This window comes from Chitinophaga sp., assembly GCF_017745275.1.
Lineage (GTDB): Bacteria > Bacteroidota > Bacteroidia > Chitinophagales > Chitinophagaceae > Chitinophaga.
On the sequence record NZ_JAGHZS010000002.1, the window covers coordinates 775,591 to 796,419 of the forward strand.

20 protein-coding genes are annotated in these 20,829 nt (G+C 47.4%); 12 read left to right on the forward strand and 8 right to left on the reverse strand.

Features of this window, described 5'->3' with window-relative positions; genetic code table 11:
* Positions 1 to 64 precede the first annotated feature (64 nt).
* On the forward strand, positions 65 to 646 hold the full coding sequence (locus J7623_RS08860; RefSeq protein ID WP_291919462.1) for an alkylphosphonate utilization protein: 582 nt from the start codon (positions 65 to 67) through the stop codon (positions 644 to 646).
* A 117-nt stretch (positions 647 to 763) separates the two neighbouring features.
* Here the strand turns inward: J7623_RS08860 and J7623_RS08865 are convergent, their stop codons facing one another.
* Positions 764 to 1,978, reverse strand: coding sequence for a glycosyltransferase family 87 protein (locus J7623_RS08865; RefSeq protein WP_291919463.1), 1,215 nt, complete (start codon positions 1,976 to 1,978; stop codon positions 764 to 766).
* A gap of 348 nt (positions 1,979 to 2,326) precedes the next feature.
* Between J7623_RS08865 and J7623_RS08870 the strand changes: the two genes are divergently transcribed.
* Entirely contained in the window at positions 2,327 to 4,720 is a 2,394-nt protein-coding gene (locus tag J7623_RS08870) for a sugar-binding domain-containing protein (RefSeq protein ID WP_291919464.1), read from the forward strand.
* Positions 4,721 to 4,808: 88 nt separating this feature from the next.
* Here the strand turns inward: J7623_RS08870 and J7623_RS08875 are convergent, their stop codons facing one another.
* Positions 4,809 to 5,666 carry a ThuA domain-containing protein gene (locus tag J7623_RS08875; protein ID WP_291919465.1) on the reverse strand — a complete coding sequence of 286 codons (858 nt, stop codon included), beginning with the start codon at positions 5,664 to 5,666 and terminating at the stop codon, positions 4,809 to 4,811.
* Between the two features lie 160 nt (positions 5,667 to 5,826).
* On the opposite strand from J7623_RS08875, the gene J7623_RS08880 reads away from it, so the two are divergent.
* On the forward strand, positions 5,827 to 6,357 hold the full coding sequence (locus J7623_RS08880; RefSeq protein ID WP_291919466.1) for a VOC family protein: 531 nt from the start codon (positions 5,827 to 5,829) through the stop codon (positions 6,355 to 6,357).
* Here J7623_RS08880 and J7623_RS08885 read toward each other — a convergent pair.
* Positions 6,351 to 6,770, reverse strand: coding sequence for a VOC family protein (locus J7623_RS08885; protein WP_291919467.1), 420 nt, complete (start codon positions 6,768 to 6,770; stop codon positions 6,351 to 6,353). The two genes, J7623_RS08880 and J7623_RS08885, sit on opposite strands and share 7 nt — an antisense overlap.
* A 122-nt stretch (positions 6,771 to 6,892) precedes the next feature.
* Between J7623_RS08885 and J7623_RS08890 the strand changes: the two genes are divergently transcribed.
* The 4 genes from J7623_RS08890 to J7623_RS08905 all read left to right on the forward strand — a co-directional run bounded on the left by J7623_RS08890 (position 6,893) and on the right by J7623_RS08905 (position 11,669).
* The gene (locus J7623_RS08890; protein WP_291919468.1) at positions 6,893 to 7,885 is read left to right on the forward strand and encodes a helix-turn-helix domain-containing protein; all 993 of its coding nucleotides are present in this window, start codon (positions 6,893 to 6,895) and stop codon (positions 7,883 to 7,885) included.
* Positions 7,886 to 7,887: 2 nt separating this feature from the next.
* Complete coding sequence (locus J7623_RS08895) at positions 7,888 to 8,325, forward strand: SRPBCC domain-containing protein (RefSeq protein WP_291919469.1); 438 nt, start codon at positions 7,888 to 7,890, stop codon at positions 8,323 to 8,325.
* Positions 8,326 to 8,396: 71 nt separating this feature from the next.
* On the forward strand, positions 8,397 to 11,021 hold the full coding sequence (locus J7623_RS08900; protein ID WP_291919470.1) for a glycoside hydrolase family 2 TIM barrel-domain containing protein: 2,625 nt from the start codon (positions 8,397 to 8,399) through the stop codon (positions 11,019 to 11,021).
* 171 nt (positions 11,022 to 11,192) lie between these two features.
* On the forward strand, positions 11,193 to 11,669 hold the full coding sequence (locus J7623_RS08905; protein ID WP_291919471.1) for a GNAT family N-acetyltransferase: 477 nt from the start codon (positions 11,193 to 11,195) through the stop codon (positions 11,667 to 11,669).
* Here J7623_RS08905 and J7623_RS08910 read toward each other — a convergent pair.
* Positions 11,661 to 12,740 carry a mechanosensitive ion channel domain-containing protein gene (locus J7623_RS08910; protein ID WP_291919472.1) on the reverse strand — a complete coding sequence of 360 codons (1,080 nt, stop codon included), beginning with the start codon at positions 12,738 to 12,740 and terminating at the stop codon, positions 11,661 to 11,663. The two genes, J7623_RS08905 and J7623_RS08910, sit on opposite strands and share 9 nt — an antisense overlap.
* A gap of 43 nt (positions 12,741 to 12,783) precedes the next feature.
* Complete coding sequence (locus J7623_RS08915; protein ID WP_291919473.1) at positions 12,784 to 13,815, reverse strand: NADP-dependent oxidoreductase; 1,032 nt, start codon at positions 13,813 to 13,815, stop codon at positions 12,784 to 12,786.
* A 72-nt stretch (positions 13,816 to 13,887) separates the two neighbouring features.
* Between J7623_RS08915 and J7623_RS08920 the strand changes: the two genes are divergently transcribed.
* A complete protein-coding gene (locus tag J7623_RS08920; protein ID WP_291919474.1) occupies positions 13,888 to 14,277 on the forward strand; it encodes a helix-turn-helix domain-containing protein in 390 nt (129 codons plus the stop codon).
* A gap of 120 nt (positions 14,278 to 14,397) precedes the next feature.
* Here J7623_RS08920 and J7623_RS08925 read toward each other — a convergent pair whose 3' ends face one another.
* Complete coding sequence (locus tag J7623_RS08925) at positions 14,398 to 14,871, reverse strand: glycine zipper domain-containing protein (RefSeq protein ID WP_291919475.1); 474 nt, start codon at positions 14,869 to 14,871, stop codon at positions 14,398 to 14,400.
* 53 nt (positions 14,872 to 14,924) lie between these two features.
* Positions 14,925 to 15,386: a GNAT family N-acetyltransferase gene (locus tag J7623_RS08930; RefSeq protein ID WP_291919476.1), complete on the reverse strand. Its 462-nt coding sequence runs from the start codon at positions 15,384 to 15,386 to the stop codon at positions 14,925 to 14,927.
* A 115-nt stretch (positions 15,387 to 15,501) separates the two neighbouring features.
* Here J7623_RS08930 and J7623_RS08935 point away from each other — a divergent pair, with 115 nt between their 5' ends.
* The 3 genes from J7623_RS08935 to J7623_RS08945 all read left to right on the forward strand — a co-directional run bounded on the left by J7623_RS08935 (position 15,502) and on the right by J7623_RS08945 (position 19,212).
* Positions 15,502 to 16,932, forward strand: coding sequence for a tagaturonate reductase (locus J7623_RS08935; RefSeq protein ID WP_291919477.1), 1,431 nt, complete (start codon positions 15,502 to 15,504; stop codon positions 16,930 to 16,932).
* Positions 16,929 to 18,584, forward strand: coding sequence for a UxaA family hydrolase (locus tag J7623_RS08940; RefSeq protein WP_291919478.1), 1,656 nt, complete (start codon positions 16,929 to 16,931; stop codon positions 18,582 to 18,584). Before J7623_RS08935 ends, J7623_RS08940 begins: the two co-directional genes overlap by 4 nt.
* 103 nt (positions 18,585 to 18,687) lie before the next feature.
* Positions 18,688 to 19,212: a DinB family protein gene (locus J7623_RS08945; protein ID WP_291919479.1), complete on the forward strand. Its 525-nt coding sequence runs from the start codon at positions 18,688 to 18,690 to the stop codon at positions 19,210 to 19,212.
* A gap of 2 nt (positions 19,213 to 19,214) precedes the next feature.
* On the opposite strand, the gene J7623_RS08950 is transcribed toward J7623_RS08945, so the two are convergent.
* The gene (locus J7623_RS08950) at positions 19,215 to 20,186 is read right to left on the reverse strand and encodes a helix-turn-helix domain-containing protein (protein ID WP_291919480.1); all 972 of its coding nucleotides are present in this window, start codon (positions 20,184 to 20,186) and stop codon (positions 19,215 to 19,217) included.
* Between the two features lie 142 nt (positions 20,187 to 20,328).
* On the opposite strand from J7623_RS08950, the gene J7623_RS08955 reads away from it, so the two are divergent.
* Complete coding sequence (locus J7623_RS08955) at positions 20,329 to 20,823, forward strand: DinB family protein (RefSeq protein WP_291919481.1); 495 nt, start codon at positions 20,329 to 20,331, stop codon at positions 20,821 to 20,823.
* Positions 20,824 to 20,829 lie beyond the last annotated feature (6 nt).

Consider the following 20,829-nt stretch of genomic DNA (forward strand, 5'->3'; position numbering starts at 1 on the left):
TTCGGCTTTATGCTTTCGGCTTATAATAGTACCTTTGTGCCCATTTTTTACAACAAGGGACATTATGAAGCTGAACGAACTATTACAGCAAAGGAGCGACAATAAGTGCGAACTATGTCAGGCCACTGATACGTTGAATGTTTATGAAGTACCTCCTCAATCTTATGCCGATCAGGATAACTGTATCCTCATCTGTGCACAATGCCAATCTCAGATTGAAAAGAAAGCGGAACTGAACAGTGACCACTGGCGTTGCTTATCCGACACCATGTGGAGTGAGATCCCGGGCATACAAATCGTATCCTGGCGCATGCTCAACCGCCTGAAACACGAAAGCTGGGCGATGGACAACCTGGACATGATCTACCTGAACGACGAAGCATTAGCCTGGGCTAAAGCTACCGGCGATCATGAAAGCGATGGCAGTGTAGACCTGCACCGCGATTGTAACAACGCCGTGCTGCAAAACGGGGACTCCGTAGTGCTGATCAAATCCCTCGATGTAAAAGGATCTACCCTGAATGCTAAAATGGGTACTGTAGTAAAGAATATCCGACTGGTAGAAGATAACACCGAACAAATAGAAGGCAAAATAGAAGGGCAGGTGATTGTGATATTGACGAAGTACGTTAGGAAACAGAGCTAGTATTAGCATAAAGCAGAAAGCATAAAGCAAAAAGCTATTGCAGCGAGTGGATTGGCGCGAATATAATTTCCGCTTGGATCACTCGCTGCAATAGCTTTTTGCTTTATGCTTTCTGCTTTATGCCGCTTTATGATGTGCTTCCACTGCTATCACTTTACTGGCTTGAGCTACAAAGAATGGCTCCAGTACTATTTTGGCCCATACAATAGAACAGAAAACCGCTTTTACTGCGTATGGTTCTACATAGGTTCTGGCAATCCAGTAAGGGGTAATTAAATCTGTGGATGAGAAGGAGGTAAATACCAGCGTAAGTACCGCCAGCGTAGTGTTGACGCGTGTGGGCGGCTGCGTGAAATACCAGATGGCTACACCGGTCAACGCAATGATATAAGTAGGTGATTCTCCCTTGTGATTGAAAATAACCACCCATATCAGCACGGATGCCAGCATATTCAGGTTAAATTTCGTTTCCCCGCTGTATAGTATTTTGATAAAAGGCAAGATAAATATAGCAGCTGCGGTAAGGATAAACGCCTGTTTGGAGATGTCCATATTAAACCAGGTATGCCACCAACCCATTACAGAAACGCCATACGAGGCTGAATAATCATTCGCCAGCAGGTGCGCCCAGCTCTTGTACAGGAAGAGTAACTGATCAGCAGAAATCACCATTAAGGGCATTACAGCAATGATCAGTGTCCAGAAGGCAGTGTATAAAGCTGCTTTCCAGCGCTGCGGATACAGCAAAAACAGCGACAAGGCCACAATCCCGAATATTTTAATATAAATAGTAACCACCAGCAATAAGGCTGCCATGGCTATTTTCCTGTTTTCCATGCAATGCCAGGCCAGGATGAAAAAGCCCGTGATAAAAACGTTGATCTGCGAACTGGTCAGGGCAATCATCATCTCTATCGCTAAAAATAACAGGAAAACGGACTGCTTTTCCTTTTTTACCGGCAAGGTTCTGATAGCAACCAGGAATACCACTACGTTCATAATGTTCCAGCAAATCAGCGCCGGTACATCCGGCATCCACGCAAATACTCCCATCCACATCGCAAAGGAAGGACTGTACTTGTACAAATCGTAATATTCGTCCGGATACAGGATATAGAGATCCTTGTTCTGTATCAGATGCGACCAGGCATCTTTGAAAATAAGAAAGTTATTGTAGCGCGTCCATCTGTCCATGTCCTGCGAAGAAAACCAGGAATGGAAAGAGATACCAACGGCCATCAGCAGAAACAAGGTATATAGGTATTTTGGAGGAATGTTACTAATAGCGTGACAGATCGCATTCCAGCGGCCTTTTGTGCCTAAGCTTTGCATAGTCCTTTGTTAAAAGTGTGATCGTTGCAGGTTACCCTATTATAAGTCAGTTAGGTTGTCCGCAAAACTATATAATTTTTTCTTTATTTATTAATTATAAAACTGTTTTAAGAAATTAATAGCATATACCTGCAGTGCCCGCCAGCAAAGGGTTGTGTAGTTGTATTGCCATAATCACTCAATCGTTTGAGTGAATCCTTTATCGCTTATCCAGATAATGATGTATATTTTGCTACTTTTTGTTCAACGCCCGGATCTGTTTCTCAGACGAATAAAATAGTCAACTGATTTTCATAGCCTTACCTTCTGCAGTACTCAATTAACCTTAAAGCTTAATTTTCAACGCCAATGTTAAAATTAACCGTAAAGCATTTGTTGCTGGCCAATACCATCGGCCTTATCATGACATTACCCCTATTTGCACAAACGGGATATAAAATGCAGCCCATCCCCATTCAATCACGGTGGGCGAAGGAGGTGAGCCCCGAAAACGCGCTGCCCGCATATCCGCGGCCACAGCTTGAGCGCGGCAACTGGCAAAATCTTAATGGCCTATGGGATTATGCCATCACCACCGCCAACGCGCAGGCACCCAACACTTTCGACGGACAAATACTGGTGCCCTTTCCACTGGAATCGGCGCTCTCCGGCGTAAAGAAAAGCCTGCAGCCGGACCAACGGCTGTGGTACCGGCGTACTATCAACGTTGCCCCGCACAGCGGCGAAAAAATATTATTGCACTTCGGCGCGGTCGACTGGCAAACCAATGTATATGTAAACGGAAAAAGTGTAGGTACTCACACCGGCGGCTATACGGAGTTTACCCTTGATATTACCGCTGCCGTAAAACCCGGCAACAATACCCTGCTGCTGAAAGTATACGATCCATCTGACCGGGGCATTGGTCCACACGGTAAACAGGTATTGAATCCTGCTGATATTTATTATACGCCCAGCTCCGGCATCTGGCAAACAGTGTGGCTGGAAACAGTTCCTGCCGACTTCATCACCGGTTTACACCTGGTGCCTGATATCGATAAAGATATGCTGGCCATTACCGTACAGGCTCCTCCCGGCTACCAGGTGGAGGCGGTGGCTTCGGGCGCCGGCACAGTAGTAGGCAGCGTTAAAGGCAGCAGCAATACAGTTCTGCAGTTGAAAATACCAGGCGCCGCGTTGTGGTCGCCTGCCAGTCCTTTTCTATACGACCTCTCCGTTACTTTGCTGAAAGGAAATAAGCCGGTTGATAAAGTGAAAAGCTATTTCGGTATGCGGAAAATCTCCATTGCCAAAGACGATAAAGGGGTGGATCGCATCTTCCTCAACAACAAACCCTATTTTAACCTGGGTACGCTGGACCAGGGCTTCTGGCCCGATGGCCTGTATACTGCACCAACAGATGAGGCCCTGGCGTTTGATATCAAAGTCATCAAAGCGATGGGCTTCAACACTATTCGAAAACACATTAAAGTAGAGCCTGCCCGTTGGTACTTCTGGGCAGACAAGCTCGGTATCCTGGTCTGGCAGGATATGGTGAGCCCCAATCACAGCCTGCCAGCCGGGTCTAAAGCCGCCTTCGAAACACAATGCGAGGAAACGCTGGCCCAGCTACGCAATCATCCTGCTATCACTACCTGGGTACTCTTCAACGAAAAATGGGGACAGTTCGACCAGCAACGTTTAACGGAATGGATTAAACGCACCGATCCATCCCGCCTGGTGAACGGGCACTCCGGGGAATACCTCTATGTAAATGATAAGTTACGCAGCCCAAGCCCCAATGCCTATGTCAGCGCTGATCTAACGGATGTACACAGCTATCCCAATCCCATGAACGCCATCCGTATGCCTGGCAAAGCACAGGTACTGGGCGAGTTTGGTGGCATCGGCGTATTTATTCCTGATCACCAGTGGAACATGAGCAGTGCCTGGGGCTATATCCTGGAAAAGCCCGGCGCGCTGAAAGCGAAGTATGCTATCATGAACCAGCATTTGCAACTGTTGCAGCGGCAAGGTCTCTCCGCCAGTATTTACACGCAGCCATTCGATGTGGAGGGAGAGCAAAACGGGTTACTCACTTATGACCGCCAGGTCATAAAAATTCCGTTTGCGGAAATACGGAAAATACACGCACCGCTGAATCCCGATATGGGTACACTCCCGGAGGTAGCCGCGGCAGACGCTGATATCACAGACCCTGCCGCTTTGTACAGCGCAGTATTGCAGGAATATATTGATGGAAAAAGAGACCCTGCATTTTTAAGGAAAATGGCGATGATGGCGGTGCAGGCCGGCGATAAAGAAGGTGCTGCTATGGCTGGTGCAGATTACCTCGCGCAGATCAGGCCTCCCTACACGGAAGATGATCTCCGTTATGTGATGCAGGTCACCAGCAGCACCAGGGATACCGGCTTTACCATTATCCGGAATAATATGGAAGCCATCGATAAAGCCATGGGGGCCAGGCAGGCTGCCGTGAAAATGATGAACCTCATTTACCAGGATCTCATTGCCCCTGCTATGCCAGATAACGGCGCCAATCCTGACTGGCCCGCTATCGCTGCTAATGTACAACCATACGGCGCCACCGGGGAGGAAATATATCTGCGCGCAAAAACTATTTACCTGCTCAATAAACAGGATAAAGCCGGATTTATACCAGTCGCAAAAGAATACCTGGATAAGTACGGGCAATTTGTGAAACTGTCTGAAAAAAAGAAAATAGAAGCATTTATGGAATAGCAGAAAGCAAAAAGCAGAAAGCAAAAAGCTATTGAAGCGAATGACTTGCGCGGATCAACAATTTAGATATCCGCTTAAATTATTCGCTTCAATAGCTTTTTGCTTTCTGCCTTTTGCTTTCTGCTACCCAAAATAACGCATCCAATATCAATTGATCCTGCACATTGCTGCCAAACGTAGCAGATAACTCCCTGTTAGTATGGTGTTCGTAATCAATATCATTATGTCCCATATTCAGGTAGATCATGTTGTATTTTCTGTTGGTCCATACAACAGGGTAGTAGCCGCTATGCCATATCTCATTTGGTTTGGGACCCGTTCCCAGCGGGAAACTCCGGGGATCTATCGATAAGAGAATATCGATATCCCGATTTTTTCGCAGATCATTACTCCAGCGATACCATTCATTGGGACAGGCGGAAAAAGTATCCGGTAAATTTTTCGTTGCCGGATGTTGATGGTCCTCTACCCGTAACACGGCTGTTGTGGGGCGCCAGGTATTGCTGCTATAGGCTCCGGAGCCGAGGAAGGTATGATGATACCAGTGCCAGTTATCCGGGAAGTCGGATGGCGTAAGCGCAAAGGCGGCAAAATGAAAACCCATCCATCCGCCGCCCTGCTCCATGTATTGCTGGAAAGCAGCCCGTTGTGCCGGATCATCCGGGCGTGTATCCAGGAAAATAACCACCTGGTATCTGGACAGAAAGGCAGGGTTCAGGTTTTGCCAGTTGTTGGTGGAGTCATAACTGAAATGATGCTGTGCCGCCATCTTCGGAAACCATGCATTGGCCTCGTGTACAAAGCTGATATGTGCTGCATCGCTTTTGGCAGTATAAAATGCAATCACCCGGAATCGGGGAGTAGTGTCAGTTTGGGCGGAGCTGATGCCAGGAACCAAACCACTTATAATAAGCAGGAGGAGGCAGGTGTGGAATTTTAGCTTCATAAAACCAGTAAATGAATAACAAAATAATTCATTTGAAAGGAATATTCCTGCTTTTTCGTGCAGTGGTATTAGTTAGGAAAGATGGATTAACAACTGTTGTATCTCTGCCGCAATAATTGTCGCATGTCCCCCTTTAGAATGTCGCTAATGCACCTCTTGTATGAGTAAAACGACAGGTACCTTTGTAACAACAGGTCACCTTAAATCTACTGTTATGCAAAAGATCATGCCGTCACTTTGGTTCAATAATAATGCGGAGGAAGCCATGGACTTTTACGCTTCCGTTTTTAAAAGTTTCCGGGTATTTAATAAATCATACTATGGAAAGGGAATGGGGGCGCCGGAAGGCCTGCTGTTGAGCGCTACCTTTGAATTGGAGGGAGAACATTTTATTGCGATCAATGGAGGCCCATTGTTTCCGTTCACCGAAGCAGTTTCTTTTACAATCAACTGTGAAAACCAGGCGGAAATAGATGACTACTGGACCAGGCTCACCGCAGATGGCGGCAGGGAAAGTCAGTGCGGCTGGCTGAAGGATAAATATGGTTTATCGTGGCAGGTGGTGCCCGCTAAATTGAGTACCATGGTGGCCGATAAAGATCCGGCTGTATCCAGCCGCGTAATGGCGGAAGTGATGAAGATGGTGAAGCTGGACATTGCTACACTGGAAAAGGCTTACAACGGTCATTGACGGTGGTTGCCTTCAAAGTTGATCAGCCAGTGATGACCGAATTTATCCGTGAGCGTGCCGAAGAGTGCTCCCCAGAAAGTATTTTCCAATGGTTGCGTTCTCTCACCGTTCCGTGATAATTTTTTATAAAAGGTGCGGGCTTCGTCTTCCGAGTTGCAGTTGAGTAGTAAAGAAACAGCATTCCCGGTCATCAGTCCTGCTTCCGGCACCATATCAGATCCGATAATCACCAGGGCGCCTTTGGTAAGACAGGAATGCAAAATAAAATGTTTCATAAAAGGGGGAATACCAACAGACATAGGCGATTCTCCGATGGTTTGAAAGAGCAGTTCTCCACCCAGGCATTCTTTATAGAAGCTCATTGCCTCCCGGCAGTTGCCATTAAAAGTAAGGTAGGTGTGGATGCTCGTCATTGTACCGGATTTTGCTCGTTAGTAATATTTCACAAAAATCGTAAGCTATCGGCACTCTGAAGGGGGGAGATAGCGACAATTCATAGGTTAATTGCGGCATTCATTCATTTATATTTACCGATATGATACATATCTCCATCCTGGTGCCATTAGGCCATACCAGCGTTGTTAATATCGAAGGCAGTTACCAGATCTTTATGGATCTGAACAATTTCCTGGCTGATAAAGGAAGGGCTCCTCTGTTTGAAGTACAGTTGGTGGGCATTTCTAAAGTGGTGAATCAGCCCAATCGCCTCTTTACCATCACCCCTGATGTGTTGATTAAGGACGTAAAGAAAACAGACCTGATCATTATTCCTGCCTTGCATGGAAATCAGGCCGCGGCGGCGGAACAAAATAAAGCTTTTATTCCCTGGATCATTCAGCAACACGCCATGGGGGCATCGATTGCCAGTCTTTGTCTCGGCGCGTTTTTCCTTGCTGCCACCGGCCTGCTCGATGGTAAAGCCTGCGCTACCCACTGGAAAATGGCGCAGCAATTCAGGGAAATGTTCCCTAAGGTAAACCTGATGGATGAACGTGTCATCACGGAAGAAGATCGTATTTATACCAGTGGCGGCGCATATTCCTATCTCAACCTGATTGTATACCTGGTGGAAAAATATGCTGGCAGAGATATCGCCATCATGACGTCCAAAGCCTACGAGATAGACCTGGAGCGGGATAGCCAGTCGCCCTTCATCATCTTCGAAGGACAAAAAACACATAATGATGAACCGATTCTCAAAGCACAACGGTTTATTGAAGCCAGCTACCAGGATAAAATTACCGTGGACCAGCTGTCGGACCTGACGGCTATCGGAAGAAGAACTTTTGAAAGACGATTCAAAAAATCGACCGGCAACACCGTTGTAGAATATATTCAGCGGATTAAAATAGAAGCTGCCAAAAGGGATTTTGAAACCAGCACCAAAAATATCAACGAAGTAATTTATGATGTAGGGTATGTAGATACGAAATCGTTCAGAACAGTGTTTAAGAAAGTTACAGGACTTACCCCACTGGAATACCGGAATAAATATAACAAACTATCTGTTCACCTTATAAATGAGTAGTCATGGAAAAATTAACATTCAACACCATCATTAACGCGCCTCGTCACAAAGTGTGGGAGATACTTTGGGGCGAACACACGTATCCTGCATGGACTGCCCCTTTTGCAGAAGGGTCTAAAATAGTAACAGACTGGCAGGTGGGCGGTCGTACCTTATTCCTGGATAGTAAAAATGATGGTATGGTATCTACCATCGCAGCGAAGATCCCGGATGAGTATATGTCTTTCAAACACCTGGGCGACATCAGGGATGGTGTAGAGGACCTGACCAGCGACCGTGTGAAAGCCTGGGCTGGCACAACTGAAAATTATACCCTCTCAGAAAGGGATGGTAAAACCGCGCTGCTGGTAGAAATGGATGCAGATGCAGATTTTAAAAGTTATTTCGAGTCAGCGTTTCCCAAAGCGCTATCAGTAGTGAAAGAATTGGCGGAACAATGAGGAGCGGTTTTGACGGGGGAGCACGTTAGCCTATATTTGCAGGCATCGTATTAGCCTGTAAAACTGATCTCATGATATTTCGGAAAGCATCGATTGCCTGCTTACTGTTAATGGCTGTTAGGTCATTATCAGCGCAGGAAAAATATGAACTCAACAGCGGATGGCAATGTAAGAACATTGCCGGGATAACAGCTACGGGACAACAAATTTCAGATCCTGCGTATCAGCTCTCCGGCTGGACACCCGCCACTGTACCGGGTACCGTGTTAACCACGCTGCTGAACAACAAGCAGGTGCCGGACCCGATGTATGGCATGAACAACGAAAAGATTCCGGACATTTATCAAACAGGCCGGGATCATTACACGTATTGGTTTGTAAAAGATTTTACGGAGAAACCCGCTGCCGGCGAGGGGCAGGTATGGCTGCATTTCAGGGGCGTAAATGATGGCTGCGATATTTTTCTCAATGGTCATAAAGTAAATGCCACTACGCATATAGGCGCTTATCAGCGACAGTCTTATAATATCACCCCCTGGCTGGCAAAGAATGGTAACAACCGCCTGGCGGTGATCGTGTATCCGCCTGTATTTCCCGGCAACCCCAATGGTGGCCAGGGAGGAGATGGTACCATTGCTAAAAATGTAGGGCCGCAATACACCGCCGGGTGGGATTGGATACAGCCCATGCGTGATCGTAACACCGGTATCTGGGATAAAGTATTTATTGAGAAAACCGGCGCGGTGCGCATTAAAGATCCACATGTGATCACCCGTGTTCCCGGTGTCCGCAAAGCGGAAGGGCTACAGGCACCGGCTACTGTGATTGTATCGGCCGACCTGGAAAATACCAGCAGCAAAAGCGTAAACGGTACGCTGCGATATAATATCAGTAGTGGAATAACGCTGAAGAAAGTGACATTGCCGCCGCATTCCACTACCACCGTGCAATTGCCGGACATGGTGATAAAAAAGCCATCCTTGTGGTGGCCCGCCGGTTATGGCCCGCAACATCTGTATCATATGCAGTTGCAGTTCGTGAACAACAATCACACGGATGATACAGAAGACGTGGAATTTGGTATCCGCGAAATACAAACCTACTGGAACAATCATACCCGCAGCCGCGAAATTGCGGTAAACGGACAAAAAATATTTATCAAAGGTGGCAACTGGATTACTTCTGATGCCATGTTCCGCTTCAGCAAAGAACGCTATGACGCGGAGGTGCGTTTCCATCGGGACATGAACCTGAACCTCATCCGGATATGGGGTGGCAGCTTAACAGAAAGACCTGAATTCTTTGAAGCCTGCGATAAGTACGGCCTGCTGGTATTCCAGGACTTCTGGATCTCCGGCGATTGCAATGGCCGGTGGCAGGACCCAATGAAGAAAGACGACCAGTGGACCCGCCGCAGGTACCCCGACAATCATTCAATTTTCCTCGAAAGTGTAGCTGACCAGGTGAAACTATTGCGTAACTATCCTTCCCTGGCTTTCTGGTGTGGAGGAAATGAAATTACGCCTCCGGCAGATATATTCCATGCGATGAAAGATTCTATCCTGCCTGCATTGGACGGCACCCGTTATTTCTTCGACTACTCCAACTCTGATAGTATGTCTTATAACTCCCTTGGTGGTAATGGCGACGGACCCTATGGAATCCAGTCGGTGCCCTACTTCTGGAGCTATCGCACATTCCCTTTTAACTCGGAAGTAGGTTCAGTAGGCACCGGTGATTATGAATCACTCGAAAGATTTTTACCAAAAGAGAACCTCGTTGCCCCTGATCCGCAAACGGGTAAAACAGATGCAGTGTGGGATTATCACAAATACATCGCGTATAACAAATCCGTAGATCCATATGGTAAAACTACGGACCTGAGGGAGTGGGCCAATAAAGTACAGTTGGTGAACTACGATCAGTATCGCGCGTTGATGGAAGGTTTCAGCGCACATATGTGGGATTGGTACACGGGTGTTATCATCTGGAAAACCCAGAATCCATGGACCGCACTACGGGGACAGATGTACGATTATTATCTTGATCCCAATGCCTGCCTGTATGGTACCCGCAAAGGCGCTACGCCGCTGCATGTGATGTATGATCCGGTAGAAGGCATGGTAATGGCAGTAAACAACACCTTCAACTACGCCCGCGACCTGATGCTGGAATTGAAAGTATACGATATGAAAGGCCGGGATACTTTGCTGACACAATTATTTGTTGAGGTAGGACCCAGTAAAGTACAAAAGTTCATGACTTTAAAAGGAGTGATCGACAAGATGAGCGAAAAGGAGGGGGCATTCTTTTCTTTACGTCTCCTGGATCACCAACAGCGGGTGGTGGATGAAAACCTTTACTGGCTGGCCGATGGAAAAGGAAATTACTCAGGTCTTCAGCAAATGCCGGCAGCAACAGTGAATATAACTGCACAGAAAGCAGGTACAGACAGTATTGCCGTAACGATCAGTAATCCTGTTGGCAACCCGGTGGCGTTTTTCAACCGGGCATCGTTGGTAGACGCAAAAACGAAACAAAGGATTTTGCCCGTGTTTTACAGTGACAACTACCTCTCGGTATTACCGGGTGAACAAAAAACGGTGAGCATCAGCGGCGCGGCGGTAGGCGCTAACAGCGGTGCACAGGTAGCGGTAGAAGGACACAATGTAAAGCGTCAGTATATTTCGTTATAGCATCACGTCTGGCATTTTAAGCAATACGTCGAATAACTCCGTTGTATTGCTTAAAATGCTAAATGCTTTTTGTACCTTGATTTTGTTAGCCGGTTCCCCAGACCCTATTTGTAGCTGCTGCCCGGAAATCAGGTTTAAAAAAGGATGTTTTACAACAAAATAATTTAGCAAATGACCACCCTGCAGGAAGATACAGTTATCCGGAAATTAAGTCCTGGTGAAAGAATTCCCTATGATCTTTTATTGTTGGCTGATCCTTCTGTGATAGCGATCAACAGTTACCTTTCCCTGTCGGAATTGTATGTAATGGAACAGGGCCAGCAGATTATCGGCAGCTATGTATTGTACACGAATGATCCCGAAGAAGTGGAAATTAAAAACATTGCAGTGAATCCGGCGTGGCAGGGAAAAGGATTTGGTAAAATCTTATTGCAGGATGCCACGCAAAGGGCCAGGGCCAACGGTTTTAGACGCCTCGTAATTGGTACCGGCAATTCCAGCATTGCACAATTGTATTTATACCAACGGCAGGGATTTGAAATCACCGCCGTTAAGAAAGACCATTTTATGATGCACTACCAGGAACCCATCTACGAAAATGGTATCCAGTGCAAACACCTTATCATGTTGGAGAAGCGGTTACGTTGACTTTGGCTCGTTTTCAATGAACGCCCGGGTTTTCGGCAAGCTATCCGGATGATTTTCCCGGATATATTTAATGAGATTTTCCCGGATGTAACAACGCAGGTCAAAGGCGTTACCCGAGGTAGCAGCACTCATCAAAGCCCTCACTTCAATGGTTCTTTCACTGGTATTAGTGACCTGTAGCGCCTTTGCGCGTTTATCCCATAGTGGGGAAAGTGATAATAATCTTTCAAATTCTGCTCTTACCCTGTCTACCGGCACGGTATAATCCATATAGAAGAAAGCGGTTCCCAATATTTCCGCGCCGGTGCGGGTCCAGTTCTGGAAGGGCTTCTCTATAAAGTAATTAATAGGAAGGATCAGCCTTCGTTGATCCCAGATATTCAGCACTACATAGGTCATGGTAATTTCTTCCACCCGTCCCCATTCACCTTCCACTACTAATACATCATCGATACGAATAGGTTGTGTAAATGCAATCTGGAAGCCGGCCAGCAGGTTACCCAATGATTTCTGTGCGGCAAAGCCAATGATGATACCGCCCACACCTACGCCGGTAAGAAGGCCTGCACCCAGCTTGCGAAGACTGTCGAAGCTCAGTAAAATTACGCAGGCTGTAAGTACCAGGATGATGGAGATAGATAACTTACGGATGAACTGTAGTTGCGTGCGTATTTTACGTTCTTTCAGGTTGTTGACTTTGTTCAGGTCATATGTATGGTACACATAGTCTTCCATCACTTTGATTACGCCAATGATCAATGCGGCAAACGACAAGGTTAGCGCTATTTCCGCGGCCTTGCTCATCACCGGTACAAACTTAGGGTTGACGCGCATCAGCGGCAACACCATATTCAGCAGCAGCAAAGGCAGGAAGATGTTGAATGTTTTTCCCAGCCGGTAGAGTATACTGTGCACCAGTGAAAACTCCTGTTTTTGTTTCACTGATTGCCGGATAAATACCGATAATAATAATTTGATCAACCATCCACTGATGAGGGCGATCCCTGCCAGCATCAGGTTCCAGAGGAAATTGGGCAGGTGGTCCGTATAGTCTGTAAATTGATTCCACATGCGCATTTCCGCCCAAAGATGATGCCGGCAGGTGCCGGAAATGTTAATGAGCGTCCGGAAGTACCGTCATCACCAGCTTACGGCCTCTGCTCTGGTTGCGTTCCAACAGCTCATGCGACTGTTGCACTGTCTCCACACTAAAGGTGCCGGTTACATAAACCGGGGAAGGCGTAATCGCTCCCCTTTCCAACAAGGCTGTTATTTGCCGGAGGCCATCTCCATAGTATGATAAATTCCCGTCAAGCGAGTAGGCGTAATTGGAGATATTCATGATCACGATGCCTTTATTGAAAAGGGTAGCGCGCCCCGCTGCTGTGGTCAGTGCTGTCACATCCTGGTAAATACCATTGGTACGGAGTATTTCGGCACATATTTCTGAGAGATGCCCACCTACGAGGTCTATCGCGGCGTCAAATTTCCGGCCATTGTTATATTTTAAAATGGTAGCGATCAATTCCGGTTGCCGGTAATCGATAACCTGTTCCGCTGTTAAACCTGCGAGCAGTAGTTGTTCCCTGCTGGCTTCATTCCCAGCAGTCACAATAAGTCCTGTATATCCCGCGGCCAGCAACAGCTTCACCAGTACCAGTCCTACGCCACCGGCGGCACCACTGATGAAAATGCCGGCATTAGTAGGCAACTGCAACCGCTTATAACACTGCAACGCGGTTAACGACGCAGTAGGCACGGCAGCCGCTTCTGCAAAAGAAATATTGTGCGGTTTGTGCACCAATATTTCCGCCGGCAAACTGATATGCGTGGCATAAGAGCCATTACTACCCATGCTGCCGGAAGCGGCCAGCACTGCATCGCCGGGCGCAAAGCCTGTTACCAGCTCACCTGTTTTTAACACGATCCCGGCACATTCACGACCCAAAATCGGTGAATGCATCCGTTTACTTTCCGGTGCGCCCTGTCTCATCTGATAGTCTATCGGGTTGAATGCAGTAGCCGCTATTTGCACCAATACTTCCGTATCGCCCGGCTCCGGCAGGGGGAGCGTAGCAGCGGAGAAATGTTCTACGCCACCAAAACCATTGAGTATAATTGCCTGCATGTTTTCGTGATCTTTCATGCGTCAAAATTATGGTCGTGTTCCGGTATATTTGCTATAGGTAAACCGGAGGTAACCGGGTAAATGCACATTATGGCAACCATCACAATTAAAGGGGAACAACGGGAAGCCACCTGCAAAGAAGAACTGGCTGCCATGCGTGATAGCATGGAGCTTTTTGGTGGAAAATGGAAACTACAAATACTGCGGCACCTGGCTAACCGCCCCAACGAAACCAATCATTTCAAAAAGATATTGCGCGAGATACATGGTATCTCCGCCAGGATGCTATCGAAAGAACTGAAGTTGATGGAAATGAATTTCCTGCTGACAAGGGCGGTGCTGAAAACGAAGCCGGTAACCGTGGCGTATACCATTACGCCGTATGGGTTAACGGTGCTGCCGTTGGTGGAGCGTTTGGTGCAGTGGGGGCTGGATCACAGGGAGAAGGTGAAGGCCGGGATGCAGGAGGTGACTTGTTGAATGATCCTGTACTGGTGCCACAAGTGATGGCATAAATTCAAATAATTCCTGGAGACATCCGAAAAACAAAAAAGCCTTGCAGCATCGCTGCAAGGCCCGCATATATCTCTAAAACAAAACTTATTGTCCTTGTCCCTGTTTCTTCTTCTTATGATCTACAATTGCACCGGTTCCGGCACCTACACCTGCACCAATTAAAGTACCGATAGCAGCGCCTTTTAAGTGATCCTTGTTTACAATGGCTCCGGTAATGGCACCCGCACCAGCACCAACCACAGCACCTTTAGCGGTGTGGCTCCAACCTTTCCAACCCTTTTTCTTAGCAGGGGCGGGAGCAGGCGCAGGAGCTGCCGGCGCCGGATTGTTCATTTCAGCGTCTGCATAGCCTGGTGTTACGGCTTCATTGCCCTGGGTATGATGAGGGTGTTTTTTCAAATGGTTCATGGAGTCTATTACCTGCTGTTTAATAGCACTCACATTGTTCATCGAGTCGATCGTCGCTTTTTTAGCACTTTCTATAGCGGCGGCATTATCAGCATTGCTTTTGCAGGAAAATAAAACAACTGCTGCTAAGGCTACAAGTAACTGTTTCATGGTTAAAATACTTTTAACCGCCCACCGTCGAAAATTGTGCCAAACTCGAAAAGTTACAGTAGTAGCCGCATTTCTACCAGGTTTTTCCGGAATCCTGCCTTTTCATAGGCCCGCACTGCCGCCTCATTCTGATCGTATACATCCAGTTTAAGCTCGGCAATGCCCCGGGAGATGGCCCAGGCTCTCAGTCCTTCAATAATTAATTTATTCACCCCCTTGCCCCGATGTGCCGGATCTACAAACATAAATCCCAGGTAAGCATACTGCGGGATAGTCCGGTAAGGTTTGGCGTCTTCTATACGTGCATAGCCGGAGCCAATTAATTGGTCGTTATAGGTGGCCACCAGTACTTCCACATGATCGGCTTCAATCATGGCGGCAATATCATAATAATGAATAATACCTGGTTTTAAGGTGTCGTCGTAAGGCCTTTCCGCAGTGATAATGTGTTGTTCGAATGTAAGCAAAACCGGAAGGTCTGCTGCTACCGCCTTTCTGATGAGAACTGTTTCCATGGACTAAATTTATGCTAACAGTAAAACCAAATATCCGTTTTTTTTCAGCAACGTTTGCATAAATAAGCAACATCATTCGTGATTATTGTTGTATAATTGACACTAAAAATGTTGCATGAGATTATCCAGGGCGATGCTGCCAAAATTGTATGGTAAAAACTTTTCTTCTCACTGTTTCGGTTTGCCTGAAAAAGTACTACAATTTGGCACAGGCGTATTACTCCGGGGATTGCCAGACGCGTTCATTGATAAAGCCAATAAAGCCGGTTATTTCAACGGTAGCATTGTGGTGGTGAAATCGACCGGTCGCGGAAGTACAGACGCCTTTGATGAACAGGACAACCTGTATACACAATGTATCCGGGGAATTAAAGAAGGAAAAGAAGTTTCAGAGAATATCATCAACACGGCGATCAGCCGGGTGTTGAACGCTGGCGTACAATGGGAGGAGGTGCTGGCCTGCGCTGCCAATCCACTGTTACAACTGGTCATTTCCAACACTACAGAAGCGGGGATTGTATATGTAGCAGAAAGCATTCACCAACATCCGCCTGCATCGTTTCCGGCGAAGTTGCTCGCCTTTTTATATCACCGCTACCTTCATTTTAAAGGCGACCGGGAAAAAGGACTGGTGATCATCCCTACGGAATTGATACCGGATAATGGCCACCGGCTACAGGAAATTTTGCTCCGGCTATGCACGTACAACGAACTGGATACTGACTTCATAGCATGGCTGCAACACAGCAACGATTACTGCAATTCACTGGTAGACCGCATTGTGCCTGGCGCCGCAGAAAACCTGCCGGAGTATGATGATGCATTGCTGATCATGACAGAAGTATACGGCCTATGGGCCATTGAAACGGATAGTGAACGGGTGAGGGAAGTATTGTCGTTCCGGAAAGCGGCGCCGGAAGTGGTATTGTCGCCCGATATCCGCGTATTCCGGGAGCTAAAGCTACGCCTGCTCAATGGCACACATACGCTTAGCTGTGGACTGGCGCTGCTGGCGGGACTCGACACGGTATGCATTGCCATGAAGCATACGGGAATGGCTGCCTATATCGCAACCCTGATGACCCAGGAAATTACACCGGCTATAACAGACAGGGGTATACGCGAAGATGACGCCCTGCACTTTGCATCCCAGGTGCTTGACCGTTTCCGGAATCCCTATATCGCACATCGCTGGAGTGCCATCAGCAGCCAGTATACGGCCAAATTGCGCACTCGGGTATTGCCCGTGCTGTTGCAATATGTGGAACGTACGGGGCAGGCGCCGGCGCTGATATCACTGGGATTTGCAGGATACCTGTTGTGGATGCGGGAAGCCGGCACTGTGGATGAATATAGCGGTTGGTACCAGGAATTATGGCAGCAGCATTCGCCGGAAGAAGTAGTATTAACAGCATTTCGCAACCAACACCTGTGGGGACAAGACCTGACGCATATTCCCGGTTTTGCATCAGCAGTCACCGACCAGCTGAACGTATTACTGGCAGCAGGTGTGGAAGCTCATCTCTCTAAAAATATATACGCATGAAACAGATAATATTAAAAGTGCACCCGGCCGACAACGTGCTGGTGGCATTACAAGACCTGGAACCAGGAACAACAGTAACGTATAACAGCTCAGCATATACGATGCAGGAAAAGATCCCTGCCAAACATAAATTCGCTGCATCCGCGCTGGCAGAGGGAGATCCGCTGCTGATGTACGGCGTATTGGTGGGACATGCACAAACACCCATTGCTGCCGGCGGCCGCATTACGGTAACGAATGTACGCCATGCCGCCAGTCCATACCAGCTGGCTGCACAACGAAAAACAGCATGGACAGCGCCTGATATCTCCCGGTGGCAGCAAGCCACCTTCCAGGGTTATCACCGGCAGGATGGGAGCGTGGGCACCGCCAATTACTGGCTGGTGATACCGCTGGTGTTCTGTGAAAACAGGAATGTAGAAGTGTTGAAAGAAGCATTGCTGACAGCACTGGGATATGGCCGCCCTGCAAAGTATGCAGCCTTTACCCGCAAGCTGGTAGCGCAACAACAGGCAGGTGCAGATGCCACGGGTATATTGGAAACAGTATATACAGAAGATGAGATTCGCCCGGAAGGTACCCGCATCTTCGGGAATGTGGACGGCATCAAATTTCTGACACATGATGGCGGCTGTGGCGGTATCCGGCAGGATGCACAAACCCTCTGCGGACTGCTCGCCGGATATATTACGCATGCCAACGTAGCCGGTGCCACAGTACTCAGCCTGGGATGCCAGAATGCACAGGTAAGTTTGTTACAGGACGAAATCAGGAAACGGGACCCTGCCTTTGCAAAGCCTTTGTATATATTGGATCAGCAGCAAACCGGTACAGAAAGCGATTTAATTACACAGGCCATCCGGCAAACATTCGCAGGGTTAATGACCGCCAATCAATATACCCGGCAACCGGCGCCCCTGAGCAAACTGTGTATAGGGCTGGAATGCGGCGGCTCCGATGGATTCTCCGGTATTTCGGCCAATCCCGCTATTGGATATACGGCCGACCTGCTGGTGGCACTCGGTGGCTCCGTGATATTATCGGAATTCCCTGAATTATGCGGTGTAGAGCAGGAAATGAGTGATCGTTGCGCCAGCGAAGCAGATGCCACCCGCTTCATTCAGCTCATGCGTACGTACCAACAACGCGCAGAAGAAGCCGGCTCAGGATTCGATATGAATCCATCTCCCGGAAACATAAAAGACGGCCTTATTACCGATGCCATTAAGTCGGCAGGCGCAGCAAAAAAAGGAGGTACTTCACCGGTGACGGCTGTATTGGATTACCCCGAAAAAGTGCAACAGCCGGGACTCCATTTGCTATGTACGCCGGGAAACGACGTGGAATCCACCACCGCAGAAGTAGGCAGCGGCGCCAATATCGTTTTATTTACCACCGGGCTCGGTACCCCTACCGGGAATCCTATTGCGCCCGTGATTAAACTGTCGAGCAATACGCCACTGTATCAACGCATGCACGATATCATTGATATCAATACCGGGACGATCATAGAAGGAACCGAAACCATTCCTGAAGCCGGTGCACGTATACTGGATTATGTGATAGCGGTGGCCAGTGGTACCACTGCCGCAAAATCCGTGGTAAACGGACAGGATGATTTCATTCCGTGGAAAAGAGGGGTGTCCCTGTAAATCTTCTCCCGAAAATTTTTTTAATCACTGCTGACATAGGGCTGTCATACCCCTGTTCTTTCTTTGTGTTATCAAACAAAAAAAACAATAAAAATACAGCCTTATGGAAAGCAATGTTTTAACCGCTAACGTATCAGCAACACAATCCGTATTGACCCCTGAGCAGCTCCTGAAGCACTGGCAGGGACACCGTGACCTGACCCGTCGCACCATTGAGAAATTTCCGGCCGATAAGCTGTTTTCCTACAGCATAGGCGGTATGCGTCCTTTCTCTGTACTGGCCATGGAAGTATTAGGTATTGCTTCTGCCGGCGTACACGGCTTTGCTACGAATGGTGAATGGAAAACGATGGCCGAACTGCTGGAGCACACCGGTGCTACCAATCCCACTACCAAAGAAGAGTTACTGCAGTTGTGGGATATTGTGACCGAACAGATTGACGACTATTGGCCCCGTATTGCTTCGGAAGATTTCCAGCGCCCCATGAAGGCATTCGGACGGTACGAAGGTACTGTTATCAGCCTGCTGCTTTATTTTATCGATAATGAAATACATCACCGCGGACAGGGATTCGTTTATCTCCGCAGCCTGGATATTGAGCCACCATTTTTCTGGGACAGGCATTAATCTTATCGTACAGCACTAAACTTCTCCCGGTATTCAGAAGGGGTCATTCCAACGGTTTTACGGAATACCTTTCTGAATGCTTTGGGGTCGTTGTAGCCGGAATTGAAGATCACTTCCATCATTTGCTGGCCGGTTTGTTCCAGTAGTTTTTTGGCAGCTTCAATCCGGGTGAGCTGAAGGTATTCAATGGGTGTTACACCGGTGACCTGTTTAAACCGGCGTACAATATTTCTGCGGCTGGATGGAATATCTTTTATCATCTCTTCAATAGTGCCGGCTTCCTGGTAACAGGTTTCAATTTTTTGTTGCGCGGTGGCTACCAGGTCATCGTGATGATTACGGGTAGGCTGAAAGGTAGCGAAATAGGACTGCTTATCTCTGCCCATGTCAATAGCAAATATTTTGGCGGTTCTTACGGCTATTTCAATACCGCAATGTATCTCCAGCAAATGCAGCAACAGGTGGAAGGTAGAAGTAGCACCACCGCTGGTATAAATACCGGCATCATGGGTAACTGTTTTATCAGACAAGAGATTTACGGCGGGGAAAGCGGCGGAAAAATCTTTGCAGGCATCCACATGTGTAGTCGCAATTTTTCCATCCAGCAGGCCGGATGCACCCAATAGGAAAGCACCCGTACAGAAGCTGGCTAATGCAGCGCCGTTTTTATATTGTTCTTTTAACCAGGGTAGGCAGACCTTGTTTTCACAAACGGATTGTTGCAGGTCGTCACTGGTAAAAGAGGGTATCAACACCAGGTTGAAACCCGGAGTGGCCGCAATGTCCAGCGATTCATAATTCGGAAAAGCAGTGGATAGATGCGCGGTTTCTTTGGTGCTGACAAGTGTAATGGTAAATGGTGTGGTATCACCATTTTTTTGGTAAATTTTGTTGACGGTTTCAAGTACATCGGTGATAGCTGCCAGGCTGAGAAGCTTGTAATGGCGGATGAGCAGGATCCCTATCTTGATCATATGGGTTTTAATTTTTAATTCGCAGGTTAAACTTAATGATTTTGTCGCAAATACACCCTAAGATTGGCTTTATCAGCATCTGTTGATGCAAGGATTTACTGCTACCTTACAACAACTTTGAATACCTAAAAATACTAAGAAAATGGAAACAGCAAGCAACAGAATGCTGGGCATTCTTTCACTGTTTGATTTGCAAACAGGATTTTTTCCGAATGCCTTGTTTGGAATTTCAGATTCAGATGCGCACAAACGCCTGGATACACCGGCTAATCACATAGCATGGCTCGCCGGCAGCATCGTACAACAACGTTACGACCTGGCCGGTTTTTTAAAGGTGGAAGCCAAATCTTCTGCAGATCACCTGTTTAATAAAAACCAGGGTATTAAAGGAGACGTGATTTATCCATCATTAGAGGTGTATAAAAAAGATTGGGAAACGATTACTCCCTTATTACGTGCGGCCCTGGTATCTGCTACTGATGAGCAGTTGAATGCTATTTTGCAGTTTCCGGAGATGAACATGTCTTTTCCCGTGTGGGATATGGTGACTTTTTCTACCTACCGCGAAGCCAATTGCATTGGCCAGATAGCGCTGTGGCGCCGTTTATTGGGGTATCCTGCTATGAGCTATATGTAATTAAAT